This is a genomic window from Vitreimonas sp. (assembly GCF_035627415.1).
GTDB lineage: Bacteria > Pseudomonadota > Alphaproteobacteria > Caulobacterales > Aquidulcibacteraceae > Vitreimonas.
The window spans coordinates 157740-172739 of record NZ_DASPLU010000005.1 but is presented as its reverse complement, the minus strand read 5'-3'; the positions used below and the strand labels follow the sequence as shown (position 1 = coordinate 172739).

Sequence of the window (15000 nt, the reverse complement as noted above, 5' to 3'; positions counted from 1 at the left end):
GCGGGACATGGATCAAGAGCACCTAGCGCACCGCGAGATCACGCCCGGGGCGCGGGTAGCGCCGCCGCCGCCATGGGCCGATCTCACGCCCTATCCGATCCCGGCCGAGGCGAATCCGCATTTCATCAGCGCCGGCGTCTGCGTGCTGCTGGATGATTCCCAGATCGACCTCTGCGGCCCCGAACGGTCGTGGTACTACCGCCGCGCCGAACTGGTCACGGCCTCGGCGGGCGCCGAGCGTGTCGCCCAATTCAGCGTCAGCTTCGATCCGGCGTTCGAACGCCTGGAGGTCCACTCGATCGCTGTGATCCGCGGCGAGCGGCGCATCGAGCACACCGGTACCGCGTTCTTCGAAGTGCTCCGGCGCGAGCGCAACATGGAGCGGCTGCAATTCGACGGCCGGCTCACCATCCACGTCACACTGCCTGACGTGCGCGCGGGCGACGTGGTCGAAACCTCCTACACGCTCTACGGCATGCGCAAATCGCTCGGCGGGCGCCACGCCGGCTGGGTGCCGTTCGAATGGAGCGTCGGCATCTGCGAAACGCGGCTGCGGCAGCGCACGCCGGTCGGGCGCGAGGTCGCCGAGCGCGCGTTCCTCGGCGTGCCCGAAGCGACGCAGACTGAAACGCAAGGCGTGGTCGATCGCCGCTGGCGCACCGAGGAACGGCAGGGCGTGCGTTTCGAGTCGCTCGCGCCGCCATGGACGGTGCAGAGCGCCGGCATCCAGTTCTCCGAATGGCGCGATTGGGCCGAAGTCGCCGCCGCGTTCACCCCGCTCTACGAAGAGAGCGAGCCGTTGCCCGCCGACGTCGAAGCGGAGATCGCGCGGATCGAAGCGGAGGAAGAGACCGCGTCCGGCCGGGCCGCCGCGGTGCTGCGCTTCACGCAGAACGCGGTGCGCTATCTCGCCATCTCGATCGGCGAAGGCGGCTTCACGCCGCGGACGCTCGATGCGATCTGCGCCACGCGTTATGGCGATTGCAAAGACAAGTCGAAACTCTATGTGGCGATGGCGCGCAGGCTCGGCCTCGACGCCTGCCCGGCGCTCGTCAACACGCGCGACGGCTATGGCATCAACACTTGGCTGCCGAGCGGGGTCGTGTTCGACCATTGTATCGTCCGCGTCGTCGCCGACGGCGCGGTGCATTGGCTCGATCCGACGCGGATGATGCAGCCAAGCCCACTCGGCTCGCTGAACAAGTGCCATTTCGGCTGGGCGCTGCCGCTTCGGCCGGGCGCGTCGGCGCTCGAGCGCATGCCCGACCCGTCGCCCGCGCACACGCTGGAGACGGAAGAGCATGTCACGCTCGGCAAATCGCCCGAGCACGTGGTGCGCTACGAATGGCGCTTCATTTCGCGCCGCGGCCGCGCCGAATGGGTGCGCGAGCACATTGCGCGGGAAGGCGAAGTCGGCCTGTTCAAGCTCTATGCCGAAGACATCTCGCGACGTTACGCGGGCGCGCGGCCGGTGCGGCAGGAGATCGAGCGCGACGAACTCGGCGCCAACGAGATCACCGCCGTCGAGGTCTACGAAATCGCCAGCGCCTGGAGCGCCGCGCAGGGCAAGACGCGCACGTTCAGCACCTACGATCTCACCATCCGTTCGCAACTCGCGGCGCTCGACGCCGGACCACGGCAGCATCCGATCTATCTCGGCCAGATGGGCAAGGTCTCGCGCAAGGTGACGATCGAGACGGCCTATCCGATCAAGTTCAGCGGCTGGAAGCGCACGATCGAGAGCACGGCGCTCGTCTACACCAACGAACTGCGCAAGGAGGGCAAGCGCACGTTCGTGCTGGAACAGAGCCTCGTCTTCCGCGGCTTGATGCTGCCGGCGAGCGAGGCGGACCAATACCGCGCGATCGTCGCCGAGATGGACCAGTCCGACTTGAACATCACCGGCAAGGTCGGCAAGCGCGGCATGTTCATCGGCGCGGACACGAGCGGCGAGGCCGATGACTGGTCGGAGCGGAGTTGGGTCGACTGGTTCTGGCGCCTGGCGCCGCTGGCGGCGATTCTCGGCTATTGGGCCTGGCGCTATTTCAGCGAAGCGCCTTAGTGGCCGCCGGCGCCTGCGGCCAGGACGAAGCGCCGGTCGCAATAACCGCACTCGACGAAATCTTCTTCGCCCATGTCGTAGAACACGACCGGGTGGCCGAGCGCGCCGCCGCCGCCATCGCACTTCACGCGCTTGGACGCCACCGAGATCACCTCCGGCGGCGGCAAGGCGTCGGCCTCGCCCGGGGTGGCGGACTCTTTCTGGTTGTCCTTCGGCGAATAAGACATGGCATCCGGCTTGAAGCTGACTGGGCGCGCCCGTACCTAAAGCGCATCGCGCGCCCGCGCAATGCGCCCTTCCCAGGTTCTACATGCTCGCACCCCACTCTCCTCCGCCGGAGTTCGCCATCGAAGCGCGAGGCCTCGACAAGACCTACCGGGCGCAAGGCAAGGGCAAACCGACGCACGCGCTGAAAAGCGTCGATCTCGCCATTCCGCGCGGCTCGTTCTTTGGGCTGCTCGGCCCGAACGGGGCCGGCAAATCCACCTTCATCAACATCCTCGGCGGCTTGGTGGTGAAGAGCGGCGGCGCCGCCTCGATTTGGGGCCACGACATCGAAACCGATCCGATGAATGCGCGCGGCGCCATCGGCATCGTGCCGCAAGAATTGAACATGGATCCGTTCTTCTCGCCAGCCGAGGCGCTCGAGATTCAGGCCGGCTATTACGGCGTGCCGAAGGGCGAACGAAAGACCGAGGAGATCCTCAAGGCCGTCGGCCTCTGGGACAAACGCGACGCCTATGCGCGCACGCTCTCCGGCGGCATGAAGCGGCGCCTGCTGGTGGCCAAGGCGATGGTGCATTCGCCGCCCGTGCTGGTGCTCGACGAGCCGACCGCCGGCGTCGACGTCGATCTTCGCCGCCAGCTCTGGGACTATGTGCGCTCGCTGCACGCGCGCGGCGTTACCATCGTGCTGACGACGCACTATCTCGAAGAAGCACAGGAGCTCTGCGACACGATCGCGATCATCAACCACGGCGAAGTGATCGCCTGCGAGCCGACGCCGAAGCTGATCTCGCGGCTGGACCAGAAGACGCTGGTCGTCACTCCCCAAGCGCCGATCGCGCTGCCCTTTCCCGGTTTCGAAGATCTCGTCTTCGCCATGAAGCCCACCGGCGCCTTCACGCTGACCTACAGGACCAACGAACACAGCGTCGAAGAATTGCTCGACCGCATCCGCGCCGCCGGGGTCGCCATCAAGGACCTTTCGATCGAAGAGCCGAACTTGGAAGACGTGTTCGTGGAGCTGACGGCATGAGGCGCGGCGGTTCCGGCGTGAACGGGTTCGAGGCTTCCCCTAGAGTAGAATCCATCTGACGAGGCCACCCATGTGCCGCAACATCAAGACCCTGTTCAATTTCGATCCGCCGGCCACGGACGAGGAGGTGCGCGCCGCGTCACTGCAGTTCGTGCGCAAGCTCTCCGGCTATAACGCGCCATCGAAGGCCAATGAAGCGGTGTTCAACGCCGCCATCGACGAAGTCTTCGCGGCGGCGCGTCGATTGATCGACTCGCTCGAAACGTCGGCGACGCCGCGCGACCGCGAGATCGAAGCCGAGAAGGCGCGCGCCCGCGCCGCCGAGCGCTTCGGCAAACCGGCGGAAGCGTGAGCCATGCCGTACGTCAACATCAAGATCACCAAGACCGGCGCGACGGCGGAGCAAAAGGCGGAGCTGATTCGTGGCGCGACCGAACTGTTGCAGCGTGTGCTGAACAAGAATCCCGCGACGACCGTGGTCGTGATCGATGAAGTGGACACCGACAACTGGGGCGTGGGCGGCGAAACCGTAACCGCCCGCAACGCCAAGGCGCAGCGTTAGAGCCAGCGGCGGACGCGCTTGCAGTAAGCGGCGTAGGCTTCGCCGAACTGCGCCGCGGCGGCGCGTTCTTCGAACGGCACGTACCAGAAGTTCGCGGCAAAAAAGAAGAGCAGCGGCGCGGCGAGCGCGCTCGCGGCGTTGCTGAGGATCGCAGCGCCCAGCAGCGTCAGCGTGAAGCCGAGATACATCGGATTGCGGGTGAAGCCGAACAGGCCATCCGCGACCAATATGTTCGGATCGCGGAAGGTGTTGATATTGGTGCGCACACGCCGGAACTGGCCGGAGGCCGCGAGCAAGAGCCAGACGCCGAATGCGACGAACGCGGCGCCGCTCCAATGCCAAGGCGGCGGCGCAACCGGCCGCCAGGGCGCGAGCGCCGCCAGAGCGATCACGGCGGCGAGCAGAACGAGCCACAGAACTGGCGGCAACAGCCACTTCATTGCGGCCCTCAGCGCGGGGCTTCAGCGACGATGCTCACCGCGAGCAGACGCGCGCCGTCCGGTACGCAGCGTTCATCGATCATGCGCCAGCCTTGCGTCTTCAGCAGCGCGCCGGCTTGCGCGATCCGCTCCATGCCGGCCGCGGCGCCGGCGAAGGTCGTGGGGTTGTCGAGACTGGACGCCCGCTGGGTGACGACGAGCCGCCCGCCCGGCGCCAGCACCCGCGCGATCTCCCGCAACGCCCGCGCCGGATCTGGCCAAAACTGAAAGCTGTTCACGGCGAAGGCGCGGTCGAACAGGTGTTCGCGAAACGGCAGGTCGGCGGCATCCGCGCGCATGATCACGGCGCGCCCTTGCCGCACCGCGTCGTGAACCGCATGGGCTGCGAAGTGCGCCGCCGTGGCGGACTGATCGACGCCGGCGACGAAGCCGGCGCGCCCCACCCTCTTCAGCGCGGCGCGCACGCCCATGCCGGGCCCGCAGCCGATCTCCAGCACGCTTTCGCCCGGCTTGGGATCGAGCGCATCGAGCGCCGCTTTGTTCTGGCCGCCATTCTTCAGCGCCATCGCCGCGAGCGCGGCAGCGCCTAAGAGGCCGCGCGGATCGCCGAACATGCAGCCCAACCCTTTGCACGGATCACGTTCGGCGCCGGCTGTCATTGACGCGGGCATGCGCTTCTCCCAAGCTGACAACTGAGCTGTCAAATATGACAAGCGGATTGTCAAATGAAAAAACCGCTACAGGCGACGGCTGAAGGCGTGCTCGATCTCTCCGTCGCCGTGATCGAGTTCTATTTTCGTATCGAGGCGATCACGCAGGCGACGGCCGGCTTCGCGCAGGCTGGCGGCGAGTGGGGTTGCCTGCGTTCGCTGGTGAAAGACGGTCCACAGACCGTCCCGGCAATGGCGCGGGCGCGCCCGGTCTCGCGCCAGCACTGTCAGACCATCTGCAACGCGCTCGAGGCGCAGGGGCTGGTCGAGTTCATCGACAATCCGCGCCACAAGAAAAGCAAGCTCGTGCGCGTGACGCGCAAAGGGCGCGACCGCTTCGAGAGCATGAAGAAGCAATTCCTCGCCGCCGCAGCGGTGTACGCGCCGCTTTTCACGGCGGCGGAAGTGGCGACGGCGACGGACGTATGCCGAAGGGCGCGGGATATGATCGAGGTTTGAGCCCCAACGACACTCGTGAACCGCGGCGGCAAGTGCTAGGCTGGAGCGGGAGGTCCCCATGGCTGCACGTCCGCTCTCGGAAGCGCCGGAGTTCGCATTCGGTCCGGCCAGCGATGCGAATCCGCACGAATACCTGAAAGCGATGCGCGAGCAGGCGCCGATCGCGCGCACGCCCATGGGTATCGTGCTCGCGCTGCGGCACCGTCATTTGGAGCTCGTCACCAGCGACGCGACGCGCCAGCTCGAGACGGAAACCAAAGTGATGCAAGGCATCACCAGCGGGCCGATCTGGGAGATGACCAGGACCGGGATGCTGTTCGCCAACGGGGAGACGCACGCGCGCCGGCGCGCGCCCGTGGCCAAGACATTCGCGTTCAAGCTGATGGACGCGATGCGGCCGGCGGCGGCGGCGCTGGCGGCCGAGCTGATCGAACCGCGGATCGGCGCGGGCCCGATCGACTTCGTGAACGAGATCGCCGCGCAAATTCCAGCGCGCATCATCGCCGATATTCTGGGCATCCCGCGCAGCGATCTGCCGGTGTTCATGGGATGGATCGCCGACACCGCCGAGTCGCTGGGCTTCATCGATTTGAAGCGGCGTGAGCAGATCGAAAAGAGTCTGGTCGAATTCAACGACTATGTAGAGAAGCTGCTGAACGACAGGCGCGCGGCGCCGCGCGAAGACTTCCTCAGCGAATATGTGCGCGCGACAGCGAGCGAGGACGCGCTCAGCGAGGCGGAAGTACGCACGCAGATTCTGGGCCTAATTCTGGCGGGCTCCGACACGACTCGCGGTTCGTTGTGCCTTATCCTCGCGCACCTGTTGCGTCACCCTCAACAATGGCGCGCTTTCTGCGCCGACCCCCAAGGCTTGAAAAAGGCAGTCGTCGCCGAAGGCTTGCGCTACGATCCCATCGTCTCCGGCGTGCCGCCGCGCGTGGCGCTGCGCGACATCGAGCTCGACGGCTATTTGATTCCCGCCGGCACGCCGATCGCGGTCTCGCTGATCTCTGCGTTGCGTGATCCGGAGGTCTATGCCGATCCCGATCGGTTCGACATAGCGCGCACGGACCATCCACGCTGGCATCCGATCTTCGGCGGCGGCGCGCACCGCTGCCTCGGCGAAGCGCTCGCGAAAGCTGAAATGGAAGAGACGCTCGCCGTCATCGCCCGGCTCGCTCCGAACACCCAACTGATCGGCGACGTGCCGAAATGCTCCGCCGGCCCGATCCGGCAGGTCGGCGAAATGCGCGTGGCCTTCGCCTAGCCACTTGCGCGAGGCGACGCGTTCAGAGCCCGATCAAATCGTGATGCGCGCCGAGACCGGCCATCATGCCGTCGGCGGCGGCGAAGGCTACGCTGTGCGGCTGCCGGGCCGCGTCGCCGGCGGCGTAGACGCCCGGCACGGTCGTGCGTTTTTGGCCGTCGGTGCGAATGATCGGGCCCATCGGCGTTTCGTCGATGGCGCAGCCGAGCGCTTCCGCCAACGGGCTCGCCATGGTGACGTTGCTGCCGACGAACAGCGCGTCGACCGAGATGCGGCGCCCATCCGCGAGGCGCAGCGCATCGATCGCGGGCGCTTCGCCTTCGATCGCCTCGATCGGCGTGGGAATGATCGCAAGGTCGCGGCGGTGCAGCAGCTCGATTTGCTCGTCGGCGAGACTGAGGCGACCGGGGAAGAAGACCGTCTCGCCCCAATCGGCGATCAGAGCGGCGTAGCGCGCGGAGTGCTCATTGACGCCCAGCACGCCGATGCGGCGGCCGGCGCCTATTTCATAGCCGTGGCAATAGGGGCAATGCAGCACGGTCTTGCCCCAGCGCTCGGCGGCGCCAGCAATGTTCGGCAGACGATCCGCCACCCCGGTGGCCAGCACGAGCTTGCGCGCGCAGGCAACGCGGCCGTCCTGCAGCGTTGCGCTGAAGCCCTCGCCTTCGGACGTGAGGCTTGCGACCTCGCCTTGCATTAGTTCGGCGGTGTCGTAGCGCAGAAATTGCGCGCGCGCGTCGGCGAGGATCTCGGCGCCGGAACGGCCATCGTGGCCGATTACGTTGTGGGCGTGCGAGGAGAAGCGGTTGCGCGGCGCGCCCGCATCGACCACCAGCACGCGGCGGCGGGCGCGCGCCAGCACGGTTGCGGCGGAAAGGCCGGCGAAACCGCCGCCGATGATCAGCGCTTCATGTTCCATGCTGACGCCTTCCTTTCTTGGCGCGTGCGGCACGCCGCTGGAAATCCGCGGCGACGTCGGAGAGGGTGATTTCCGAGAGCCGCTTCAGCAGCAGCTGTTCGGCTTCCTCGAAAGCTGGGCCCATCGCGTCGCCGACAGCGTGGTCGACCAGGCACGGCGAGACTTCAGCGCGCGGGCCGACGTGAAAAATCTCGGGTTCGCCGATGGCGCGGTAGACGTCGAGGAGGCTGATGCTCGCGGCCGGGCGCTGGAGCTTCCAGCCCCCGCCCCTGCCCCCGCCCGACGCGACGGCGCCGGCTTCACGCAGGCCCGCCATGGTGCGGCGGACAACGACGGGATTGGTGTCGAAGCAAGCGGCAATCTCGTCCGAGGTCATCGGCCCGTCGCGCTCGGCCATGTGGATCAGCGCGTGGAGCGCTTGCGCCAGCTGGCTGTTGCGTTTCATGTAACTAGTATTGTTACGATATCGCCGCTCGTCAAGGGACGAACGAAAACGGCCGGCGCTTCGTAGCGCGCCGGCCGTCTCGACAACCCTTGCGGGTCATTAATTTACTGAAGCGTCAGCGACGCGTCCGCTATTAGCGGCCGCCCATCACTTGCGCCTTCATCACCGCCGACTGGCGGAACGCGAGCTTCTTCGACGCCTTGATCTTCACCGGCTCGCCCGTTTGCGGGTTGCGGCCCATGCGCGCCTTGCGCTGGCGGATCATGATCATGCCGATGTCGCCGATCTTCACCTTCGCGCCCTTCATGACGTAGGCCTTCACCACGTCGGTGTAGCCTTCGACGAAGGTCTTGGCTTCGCTCTTCTTGATGCCGAGATGATCGGCGACCGATTGGAGCAGAGCGCTCGCGGTGACGGTCTTGCCGGCCGTGGCCGCGACCTTCACGGCCTTCGGCGCCGGAGCGGCCTTCTTGGCCGCCTTGCGGGCCGGAGCTTTCTTCGCGGTCTTGGTGGTCTTCTTCGCTGCCTTGCGGGCCATGTGCTATTCCCCTCTTCAAAGGTTGTCGTGCGTTAAACTCAACGAAACCGCCGTCGAGACTGGGATTCTTGCGCCCCCTGCTCGCCGCCGGCACGCGAGTGATGCCATTCAATTCTTGATGGAGCGTGACCGCGCCTCTCTCGAACTGCATCAAAAAGCCCATGAAATGGGGCTTTTTCGACGCTACCGGCGGACTCCCTGACACGGGGCAAGGCGAGTCGCAATGCAAAAAAGCCGATTTGCCGGGCTTTTAGCCGCAACGAAAACGGCGTGTTCCGTGCGGAACACGCCGTTTCCTGTGAGAATACGGCTTTTCGCTCAGCGCGGCGCCATGCGGATGGCGCCGTCGAGGCGGACATCCTCGCCGTTGAAGTACGGATTGCGAATCATTTCGAGCGCGAGAGATGCGTATTCCTGCGGGTTTCCAAGCCTTTTCGGAAACGGCACGCTCGCCGCCAACGCTTCCTTCACTTTCTCCGGCGCGCCCATCATCAATGGCGTTTCGAAGATGCCCGGCAGGATGGTGTTGATGCGAATGCCCTCGCCCGAGAGGTCGCGCGCGATCGGCAGCGTCATACCGACGACGCCGCCCTTCGAAGCGGAATAGGCCGCTTGCCCCATCTGCCCGTCTTCGGCCGCGACCGAGGCGGTCATCACCATCGCGCCGCGTTCGCCGCCTTCCAAGGGATCGAGCGTCAACATGCCGGCGGCGCTCTTGGCGATGCAGCGGAAGGTGCCGATGAGGTTCACCTGGATCGTCAGTTCGAAGATGTTCAGCGGGAAATGCTTGATCTCGCCGGTCTCCTTCGAGCGGCTTGCCGTCTTCATCGCCGAGCCGATGCCGGCGCAATTGACCAGGATGCGCTCCTGGCCGTTGGCCTTGCGCGCCGCGTCGAAACCCGCGGCGACGCTGTCGTCGCTGGTGACGTCGACCTTGCAGAACGTCGCGCCGAGTTCCTTGGCGGCGGCGCCGCCGCGCTCTTCGTCGCGATCGAAGATGGCGACTTTTACGCCCTCTGCGCGCAGCTTCTCCACCGTCGCCTTGCCCAGGCCGGACGCGCCGCCCGTGACGACCGCCGCGATATCTGACGAGAGACGCATCGTTTCCTCCTTCTGCGCGCGTGCGTTAGCGCGGCCCGCGTTGTAGCGGGCGCGGGCACGAACGCAATTGCACGCAACGTCAGTTCGGGTCGGCGTCGCCGCCGCGGCGCGGGCGTTCGTCGTCGCTCTCCTCGCGAGAAGGTGCGGGCGGCGGCGATGGTGGGGGCTCGGCCGCCGCCGGCGGCGTTGGCGGCGTCTGGATCGGCTCCGGACGAGGCGGCGGCGGCGTAGTGTTGGTCGGCAGATCGGGCGCGCGCGGCGGCGGACGCCCCACTGGCGGCGAGGGCGGCGGCGTCACCGGCGGCGACACGACCGGTGGCGACTGGGGCGGCTGCGGTGGCGGATAAGATTGCGCGTCGCGCAGCTGGCGGATGCGACGATGCGCGTCATCGCGATACTCGCCGTCCGGCTGCGTGCTGAGATAGAATTCGTACGCGTCGATCGTGTCGCGCCGGGCCGCGCGATCCCATGCATGACGGTCCTCAGCCCGGATTTGATAGATGCCGCGCTCAGCGTCGCGACGATGCAGACCATCGGGGTAGTCGCGCAGATAGCGTTCGTAATCGCGGATCGTGTGACGGCGCCGCGCCGAACTCCACGCATACTCATCTTGCCGCCGAAACTCATCCAGGATCGCGCGCGCTTCGGTGGCGTACGGCGACTGCGGATAGGCGTAGATAAAGTCGGCGTAGCCTGCGGGCGAGTTGAGACGCCGCGTGCGAATCCAAGCGCCTTCATCCGTGGTCCAGAGATAATTCAGCCGTTCGCGCGCTTCGCCAGCGTGCGCGCCCGAGGGCCAGCGATGGAGAAACGCTTCGTAGCGCTCGACCCGGTCGATATCGGCGACCTCTTCCCACTCGGCGCGCTCTTCCGCCGCCAGCCGCGGCGCCGCCAGAATGTCCCGGCGCGCGCGCGCCTCGACCGAATTCGGCGACCAGGCGTAGCGCGCGAGATATTCATTGAGCGCAGCCTCAGTATCCAGACGGCGCGCTTGCGCCCACGCCGCGCGCTCTTCCGCCTGCAGCGTCTCGATGCGCGCCCGGGCCTCGGCGGCGTGCAAGCCGTCAGGATAGGTCCGCAGGTACGATTCAAAGTAATTGGGGTTTGCCGAACTTTCCGCGGCGATCCACGCCTGCGCCTCGAGCTCTTCCGGTGTCGGCGGCGTTGCGCACGCGGCCATCAACGCGGCGACCGAAGCCGCCATCGTCATCTTCAACCGCCAGAAGCTCCCAGCCATCAGCTTTCCTCCCGTCCCTGTCTCTGCTGTAACACGCCAAGCTGAACGGTGGCAGAACGGGGGCGGAAGTGGGGACGTTGACGCTAGGGCCGGCGTTCTGGGCGCTGGGCGCGCTCGGGCTCGCGGCCGCGATCGCCTACGGGATTTTCTATCTCCAGCGTCCGCCGAGCCTGCCGCGCGCGCTGGTGAAAACGGCGTTCCTCGGCTTCATCGCAGCGGCGCTGATCAACGCCGGCGCGCCCTTCCCGCTCGTCTTCGCCCTCATCGCGTCCGCGTTCGGCGACTTCTTCCTCGCCTTCGGCAAGAAGTGGCTGCTGCCGTTCGGCATTCTCTCCTTCCTGATCGCGCAGCTCACGTACGTGCTGATGTTCGCCGCGATCTGGTTCTTCTCGGGCGACAATTCGCCGCTTTGGCCGCGCTATCTCGCGATGGCCGCCGTGATCGCGACCTCGATCGGATTTTTGATCTGGATGACGCCAAAGCTCGGCTGGATGGCGCTCGCAGTCGTGCCCTACGCGATCGCGATCACGGCGATGGGTGTGGCCGCCATGTGGCTGCCGTGGCCCGCGTGGCCCGCTGCGCTCGGCGCGGTGAGCTTTATTGTCAGCGATTTCGTGCTGGCGGCGGAGCTGTTTCGTTTGCCTGCGGACTCGCCGGCGCGGCGCGTCACGGGGCCGGTGGTTTGGTGGACATACGTCGCCGCGCAAATGCTGATCGTGGCGGGAATGATCGTGGTCGTGCAGATGCAGTGATTGGGTTCGCCGATGGGCCGTCAGCTTAGCGACGGGAGATCCAGGCCCTGCTCCTTCGCGCACTGAATCGCTTCTTCGTAACCCGCGTCGGCGTGGCGCATCACGCCGGTGCCCGGATCATTCCACAGCACGCGGGCGATGCGCTTGGCCGCCGCTTCGCTGCCGTCGCAGACGATGACGACGCCGGAATGCTGCGAATAACCCATGCCGACGCCGCCGCCATGATGCAGCGACACCCAGGTCGCGCCGCCCGCTGTGTTGAGCAGCGCGTTGAGCAACGGCCAATCGCTCACCGCATCGGAGCCGTCGCGCATCCGTTCGGTTTCGCGATTGGGAGACGCGACGGAGCCGGAATCCAGATGATCGCGGCCGATCACCAGCGGACCGATCTCGCCGCGCGCGACCATTTCGTTGAAGGCGAGGCCGAGACGATGGCGCTGGCCGAGACCCACCCAACAGATGCGCGCGGGCAAACCCTGAAACGCGATCCGTTCCTTGGCCATGTCGAGCCAGCGGTGCAGGTGCGCGTCGTTCGGGATCAGCTCTTTGACCTTGGCGTCGGTCTTGGCGATGTCGTCGGGATTGCCGGTCAGCGCCGCCCAGCGGAACGGGCCGACGCCGCGGCAGAAGAGCGGCCGCACATAAGCGGGCACGAACCCCGGATAAGCGAACGCGTCGTCGACGCCCTGATCTTTCGCCACCTGGCGGATGTTGTTGCCATAGTCCACGACCGGGATGCCCATGTTGTGGAAGTCGAGCATGGCTTTGACGTGCACAGCGATCGAGGCGCACGCCGCTTCCTTCACCGCTTCGGGGTTTTGCGCGCGCGTCTGCACCCAGCGTTCGACGCTCCAGCCCGCAGGCAGATAGCCGTTCACCGTATCGTGCGCTGAGGTCTGATCTGTCACCGCGTCGGGGCGGATGCCGCGCTTGACCATCTCCGGCAAAATTTCGGCGGCGTTGCCGAGCAGGCCGACGGATATCGCCTCGCCCTTCGCGCATGCCTCGCTGATCAGGGCCATCGCCTGATCCAGCGACTCCGCACGCTTGTCGAGATAGCGCGTTGCGAGGCGCTTCTCGATGCGGTCGCTCTGGCACTCGATCGCCAGGCAACACGCGCCCGCCATCACAGCGGCGAGCGGCTGCGCCCCGCCCATCCCGCCGAGACCAGCGGTCAAAATCCACTTGCCTTTCCAATCGCCGCCGAAATGCTTGCGGCCCATCTCGGCGAACGTCTCGTAGGTGCCCTGCACGATGCCTTGCGTGCCGATGTAGATCCAAGAGCCGGCCGTCATCTGGCCGTACATCATGAGGCCTTTGCGATCGAGTTCGTCGAAATGCTCCCACGTCGCCCAACGCGGCACGAGGTTGGAGTTGGCGAGCAGCACACGCGGCGCGTCGGCGTGCGTCTTGAACACGCCGACCGGCTTGCCGGATTGGATCAGCAGCGTTTCGTCGTCTTCAAGACGGCGCAGCGTTTCGACGATGCGGTCGTAACTCTTCCAGTCGCGTGCGGCGCGGCCGATGCCGCCATATACGACCAGCTCCTCCGGGTGCTCGGCGACGTCCGGATCGAGATTGTTCATCAACATGCGCAGCGCAGCTTCCGTGAGCCAGGATTTGCAGCTGATGTCTTTGCCTCGCGGCGCGCGGACGACGCGCGATGTGTCGCGGCGGGGATCCATGTTCTGCTCCTGAAATTTGCGCGCGTGTTAGCTGCTACACGCCGTTGCGTCCACTTCTCTTCCGTCATCCCGGACGCGCGGAGCGCGATCCGGGACCCAGGCAAACGCTGTGCTTGCGGCCCCCCGGCTCTACGGCGCTTCGCGCCTCCATCCGGGATGACGACGTGAGTAGGTTCTCCTTTCGATACTCACACCACCCGTCCGCCGAACACGCGCTCCTTCAGCAGCGGTGCGCCGAGCCAATAGCTGAGTTCGGCGGGCGCGTTCACGTCCCAGACGGCGAGGTCGCAGACCTTGCCGACTTCGAGCGTACCAACATCGTCCAACATCCCTAGCGCCCGCGCGCCTTCCCGGGTGATGCCGGCGAGGGCTTCTTCAGGCGTGAGGCGGAAGAGCGTGCACGCCATATTGAGCGCGGCGAGCGGCGAGGTCATCGGCGAAGTGCCGGGATTGCAGTCGCTGGCGACCGCCATGTGAACGCCGGCGGCGCGGAGCTTGTCGATCGGCGGCAACTGTTTCTCACGCAGGAAGTAGAATGCGCCGGGCAGCAGCACGGCGACAGTTCCCGCATGCACCATGGCGTGAATGCCGGCGTCGGCGAGATATTCGAGATGATCGGCGCTGAGCGCATTGTAGCGGGCGGCGAGCGCCGCGCCGTTCTGGTTCGAGATCTGTTCGGCATGGAGCTTGACCTGAAGCCCGTTGGCGCAGGCGGCGGAGAACACGTAGTCCACTTCCTCCGCGGTGAAGCCGATGTTCTCGCAGAAAGCATCGACGGCGTCGGCGAGACCTGCTGCGGCGATGGCCGGAATCATCCCGTCGGCGACAAGTTGGACGTAAGCGGCGCGGTCGTCGCGGAACTCGGGCGGCAGCGCGTGGAGGCCGAGGAAGGTGCGCTTGACGCGGATGTGTGCTTCACCCCCGCCCCCTTGCGGGGCGGGGGCTGGGGGGTGGGGGGCGTTCAAACGATCCGGCGCCGCGCGCGCCCCCTCACCCTGCCCTCTCCCCCACAAGGGGGGAGAGGGTTCAAGCGCGTAAGTCTCCAACGCCTTCGCCGCTTCGAGCATCTTGATCTCGGTTTCGAGATCGAGGCCGTAGCCGGATTTAATCTCGACGGTTGTCACGCCTTCGCGCGTCAAGCCCGCCAAGCGCTTGGCCGCGCTCGCGACCAGGTCTTCGCGCGAAGCGGCGCGTGTGGCCGCGACGGTGGAGACGATCCCGCCGCTGGCGCGGGCGATCTCCTCGTAGCTCTTGCCTTGAAGGCGCATCTCGAACTCGCGCGCCCTGTCGCCCCCAAAGACAAGATGCGTGTGGCAATCGACCAAGCCTGGCGTGATCCAGGCATTCTCACACCGCCGCACCTCGCGCGCGAGATCGACCGCGTGGCCCGGCAAGTCGGCGGCGTACCCGACCCAGGCGATCTTGCCGTCCTTCGCCGCCACCGCGCCGCGCTGGATCGCGCCATACGGCGCGCCGCCCGGAATCATCGTGGCGAGGTTCGCGTTAACCCAAAGCGTGTCCCACATGGTTCGCTCTTAGCACCCCCTCCCCTTGTGGGAAGGGGC

At 66.4% G+C, this 15000-nt stretch carries 17 protein-coding genes; 7 read left to right on the top strand and 10 right to left on the bottom strand.

Annotated features, from left to right (window positions below):
• Nucleotides 1–7: 7 nt before the first annotated feature.
• A complete protein-coding gene (locus VEA80_RS02760; RefSeq protein ID WP_325059159.1) occupies nt 8–2062 on the top strand; it encodes a DUF3857 domain-containing transglutaminase family protein in 2055 nt (684 codons plus the stop codon).
• On the opposite strand, the gene VEA80_RS02755 is transcribed toward VEA80_RS02760, so the two are convergent.
• Complete coding sequence (locus VEA80_RS02755; RefSeq protein WP_325059158.1) at nt 2059–2289, bottom strand: zinc-finger domain-containing protein; 231 nt, start codon at nt 2287–2289, stop codon at nt 2059–2061. The genes VEA80_RS02760 and VEA80_RS02755 overlap by 4 nt on opposite strands.
• Nucleotides 2290–2372: 83 nt before the next feature.
• Here VEA80_RS02755 and VEA80_RS02750 point away from each other — a divergent pair, with 83 nt between their 5' ends.
• The 3 genes from VEA80_RS02750 (at nt 2373) to VEA80_RS02740 (ending at nt 3882) form a co-directional block, all read left to right on the top strand.
• Nucleotides 2373–3320: an ABC transporter ATP-binding protein gene (locus tag VEA80_RS02750; RefSeq protein ID WP_325059157.1), complete on the top strand. Its 948-nt coding sequence runs from the start codon at nt 2373–2375 to the stop codon at nt 3318–3320.
• Nucleotides 3321–3390: 70 nt separating this feature from the next.
• The gene (locus tag VEA80_RS02745; RefSeq protein WP_325059156.1) at nt 3391–3672 is read left to right on the top strand and encodes a DUF2277 domain-containing protein; all 282 of its coding nucleotides are present in this window, start codon (nt 3391–3393) and stop codon (nt 3670–3672) included.
• 3 nt (nt 3673–3675) lie between these two features.
• Nucleotides 3676–3882: a 4-oxalocrotonate tautomerase family protein gene (locus tag VEA80_RS02740; RefSeq protein ID WP_325059155.1), complete on the top strand. Its 207-nt coding sequence runs from the start codon at nt 3676–3678 to the stop codon at nt 3880–3882.
• Here the strand turns inward: VEA80_RS02740 and VEA80_RS02735 are convergent.
• Together VEA80_RS02735 and VEA80_RS02730 are read right to left on the bottom strand one after the other, a co-directional pair.
• Nucleotides 3879–4322, bottom strand: a complete 444-nt coding sequence (locus tag VEA80_RS02735) for an isoprenylcysteine carboxylmethyltransferase family protein (RefSeq protein ID WP_325059154.1) — start codon at nt 4320–4322, stop codon at nt 3879–3881. The two genes, VEA80_RS02740 and VEA80_RS02735, sit on opposite strands and share 4 nt — an antisense overlap.
• Nucleotides 4323–4330: 8 nt before the next feature.
• A complete protein-coding gene (locus VEA80_RS02730) occupies nt 4331–4993 on the bottom strand; it encodes a class I SAM-dependent methyltransferase (protein ID WP_325059153.1) in 663 nt (220 codons plus the stop codon).
• A 54-nt stretch (nt 4994–5047) separates the two neighbouring features.
• Between VEA80_RS02730 and VEA80_RS02725 the strand changes: the two genes are divergently transcribed.
• Both VEA80_RS02725 and VEA80_RS02720 read left to right on the top strand, forming a co-directional pair.
• Nucleotides 5048–5491, top strand: coding sequence for a MarR family winged helix-turn-helix transcriptional regulator (locus VEA80_RS02725; protein ID WP_325059152.1), 444 nt, complete (start codon nt 5048–5050; stop codon nt 5489–5491).
• A 58-nt stretch (nt 5492–5549) separates the two neighbouring features.
• A complete protein-coding gene (locus tag VEA80_RS02720) occupies nt 5550–6758 on the top strand; it encodes a cytochrome P450 (RefSeq protein ID WP_325059151.1) in 1209 nt (402 codons plus the stop codon).
• Nucleotides 6759–6780: 22 nt separating this feature from the next.
• On the opposite strand, the gene VEA80_RS02715 is transcribed toward VEA80_RS02720, so the two are convergent.
• The 5 genes from VEA80_RS02715 to VEA80_RS02695 all read right to left on the bottom strand — a co-directional run bounded on the left by VEA80_RS02715 (nt 6781) and on the right by VEA80_RS02695 (nt 10998).
• Nucleotides 6781–7677 carry an NAD(P)/FAD-dependent oxidoreductase gene (locus tag VEA80_RS02715; protein WP_325059150.1) on the bottom strand — a complete coding sequence of 299 codons (897 nt, stop codon included), beginning with the start codon at nt 7675–7677 and terminating at the stop codon, nt 6781–6783.
• Nucleotides 7667–8122, bottom strand: a complete 456-nt coding sequence (locus VEA80_RS02710) for an Rrf2 family transcriptional regulator (protein ID WP_325059149.1) — start codon at nt 8120–8122, stop codon at nt 7667–7669. Before VEA80_RS02710 ends, VEA80_RS02715 begins: the two co-directional genes overlap by 11 nt.
• A 133-nt stretch (nt 8123–8255) precedes the next feature.
• Nucleotides 8256–8660: an HU family DNA-binding protein gene (locus VEA80_RS02705; RefSeq protein WP_325059148.1), complete on the bottom strand. Its 405-nt coding sequence runs from the start codon at nt 8658–8660 to the stop codon at nt 8256–8258.
• A 318-nt stretch (nt 8661–8978) separates the two neighbouring features.
• Nucleotides 8979–9761: an SDR family NAD(P)-dependent oxidoreductase gene (locus VEA80_RS02700; RefSeq protein WP_325059147.1), complete on the bottom strand. Its 783-nt coding sequence runs from the start codon at nt 9759–9761 to the stop codon at nt 8979–8981.
• Between the two features lie 79 nt (nt 9762–9840).
• Entirely contained in the window at nt 9841–10998 is a 1158-nt protein-coding gene (locus tag VEA80_RS02695; RefSeq protein ID WP_325059146.1) for a hypothetical protein, read from the bottom strand.
• 68 nt (nt 10999–11066) lie between these two features.
• Between VEA80_RS02695 and VEA80_RS02690 the strand changes: the two genes are divergently transcribed.
• Nucleotides 11067–11750, top strand: a complete 684-nt coding sequence (locus VEA80_RS02690) for a lysoplasmalogenase (RefSeq protein WP_325059145.1) — start codon at nt 11067–11069, stop codon at nt 11748–11750.
• 20 nt (nt 11751–11770) lie between these two features.
• Here VEA80_RS02690 and hutU read toward each other — a convergent pair whose 3' ends face one another.
• Together hutU and VEA80_RS02680 are read right to left on the bottom strand one after the other, a co-directional pair.
• Entirely contained in the window at nt 11771–13435 is a 1665-nt protein-coding gene (hutU, locus tag VEA80_RS02685) for a urocanate hydratase (RefSeq protein ID WP_325059144.1), read from the bottom strand.
• Between the two features lie 188 nt (nt 13436–13623).
• The gene (locus VEA80_RS02680; RefSeq protein WP_325059143.1) at nt 13624–14961 is read right to left on the bottom strand and encodes an amidohydrolase family protein; all 1338 of its coding nucleotides are present in this window, start codon (nt 14959–14961) and stop codon (nt 13624–13626) included.
• Nucleotides 14962–15000: the final 39 nt, after the last annotated feature.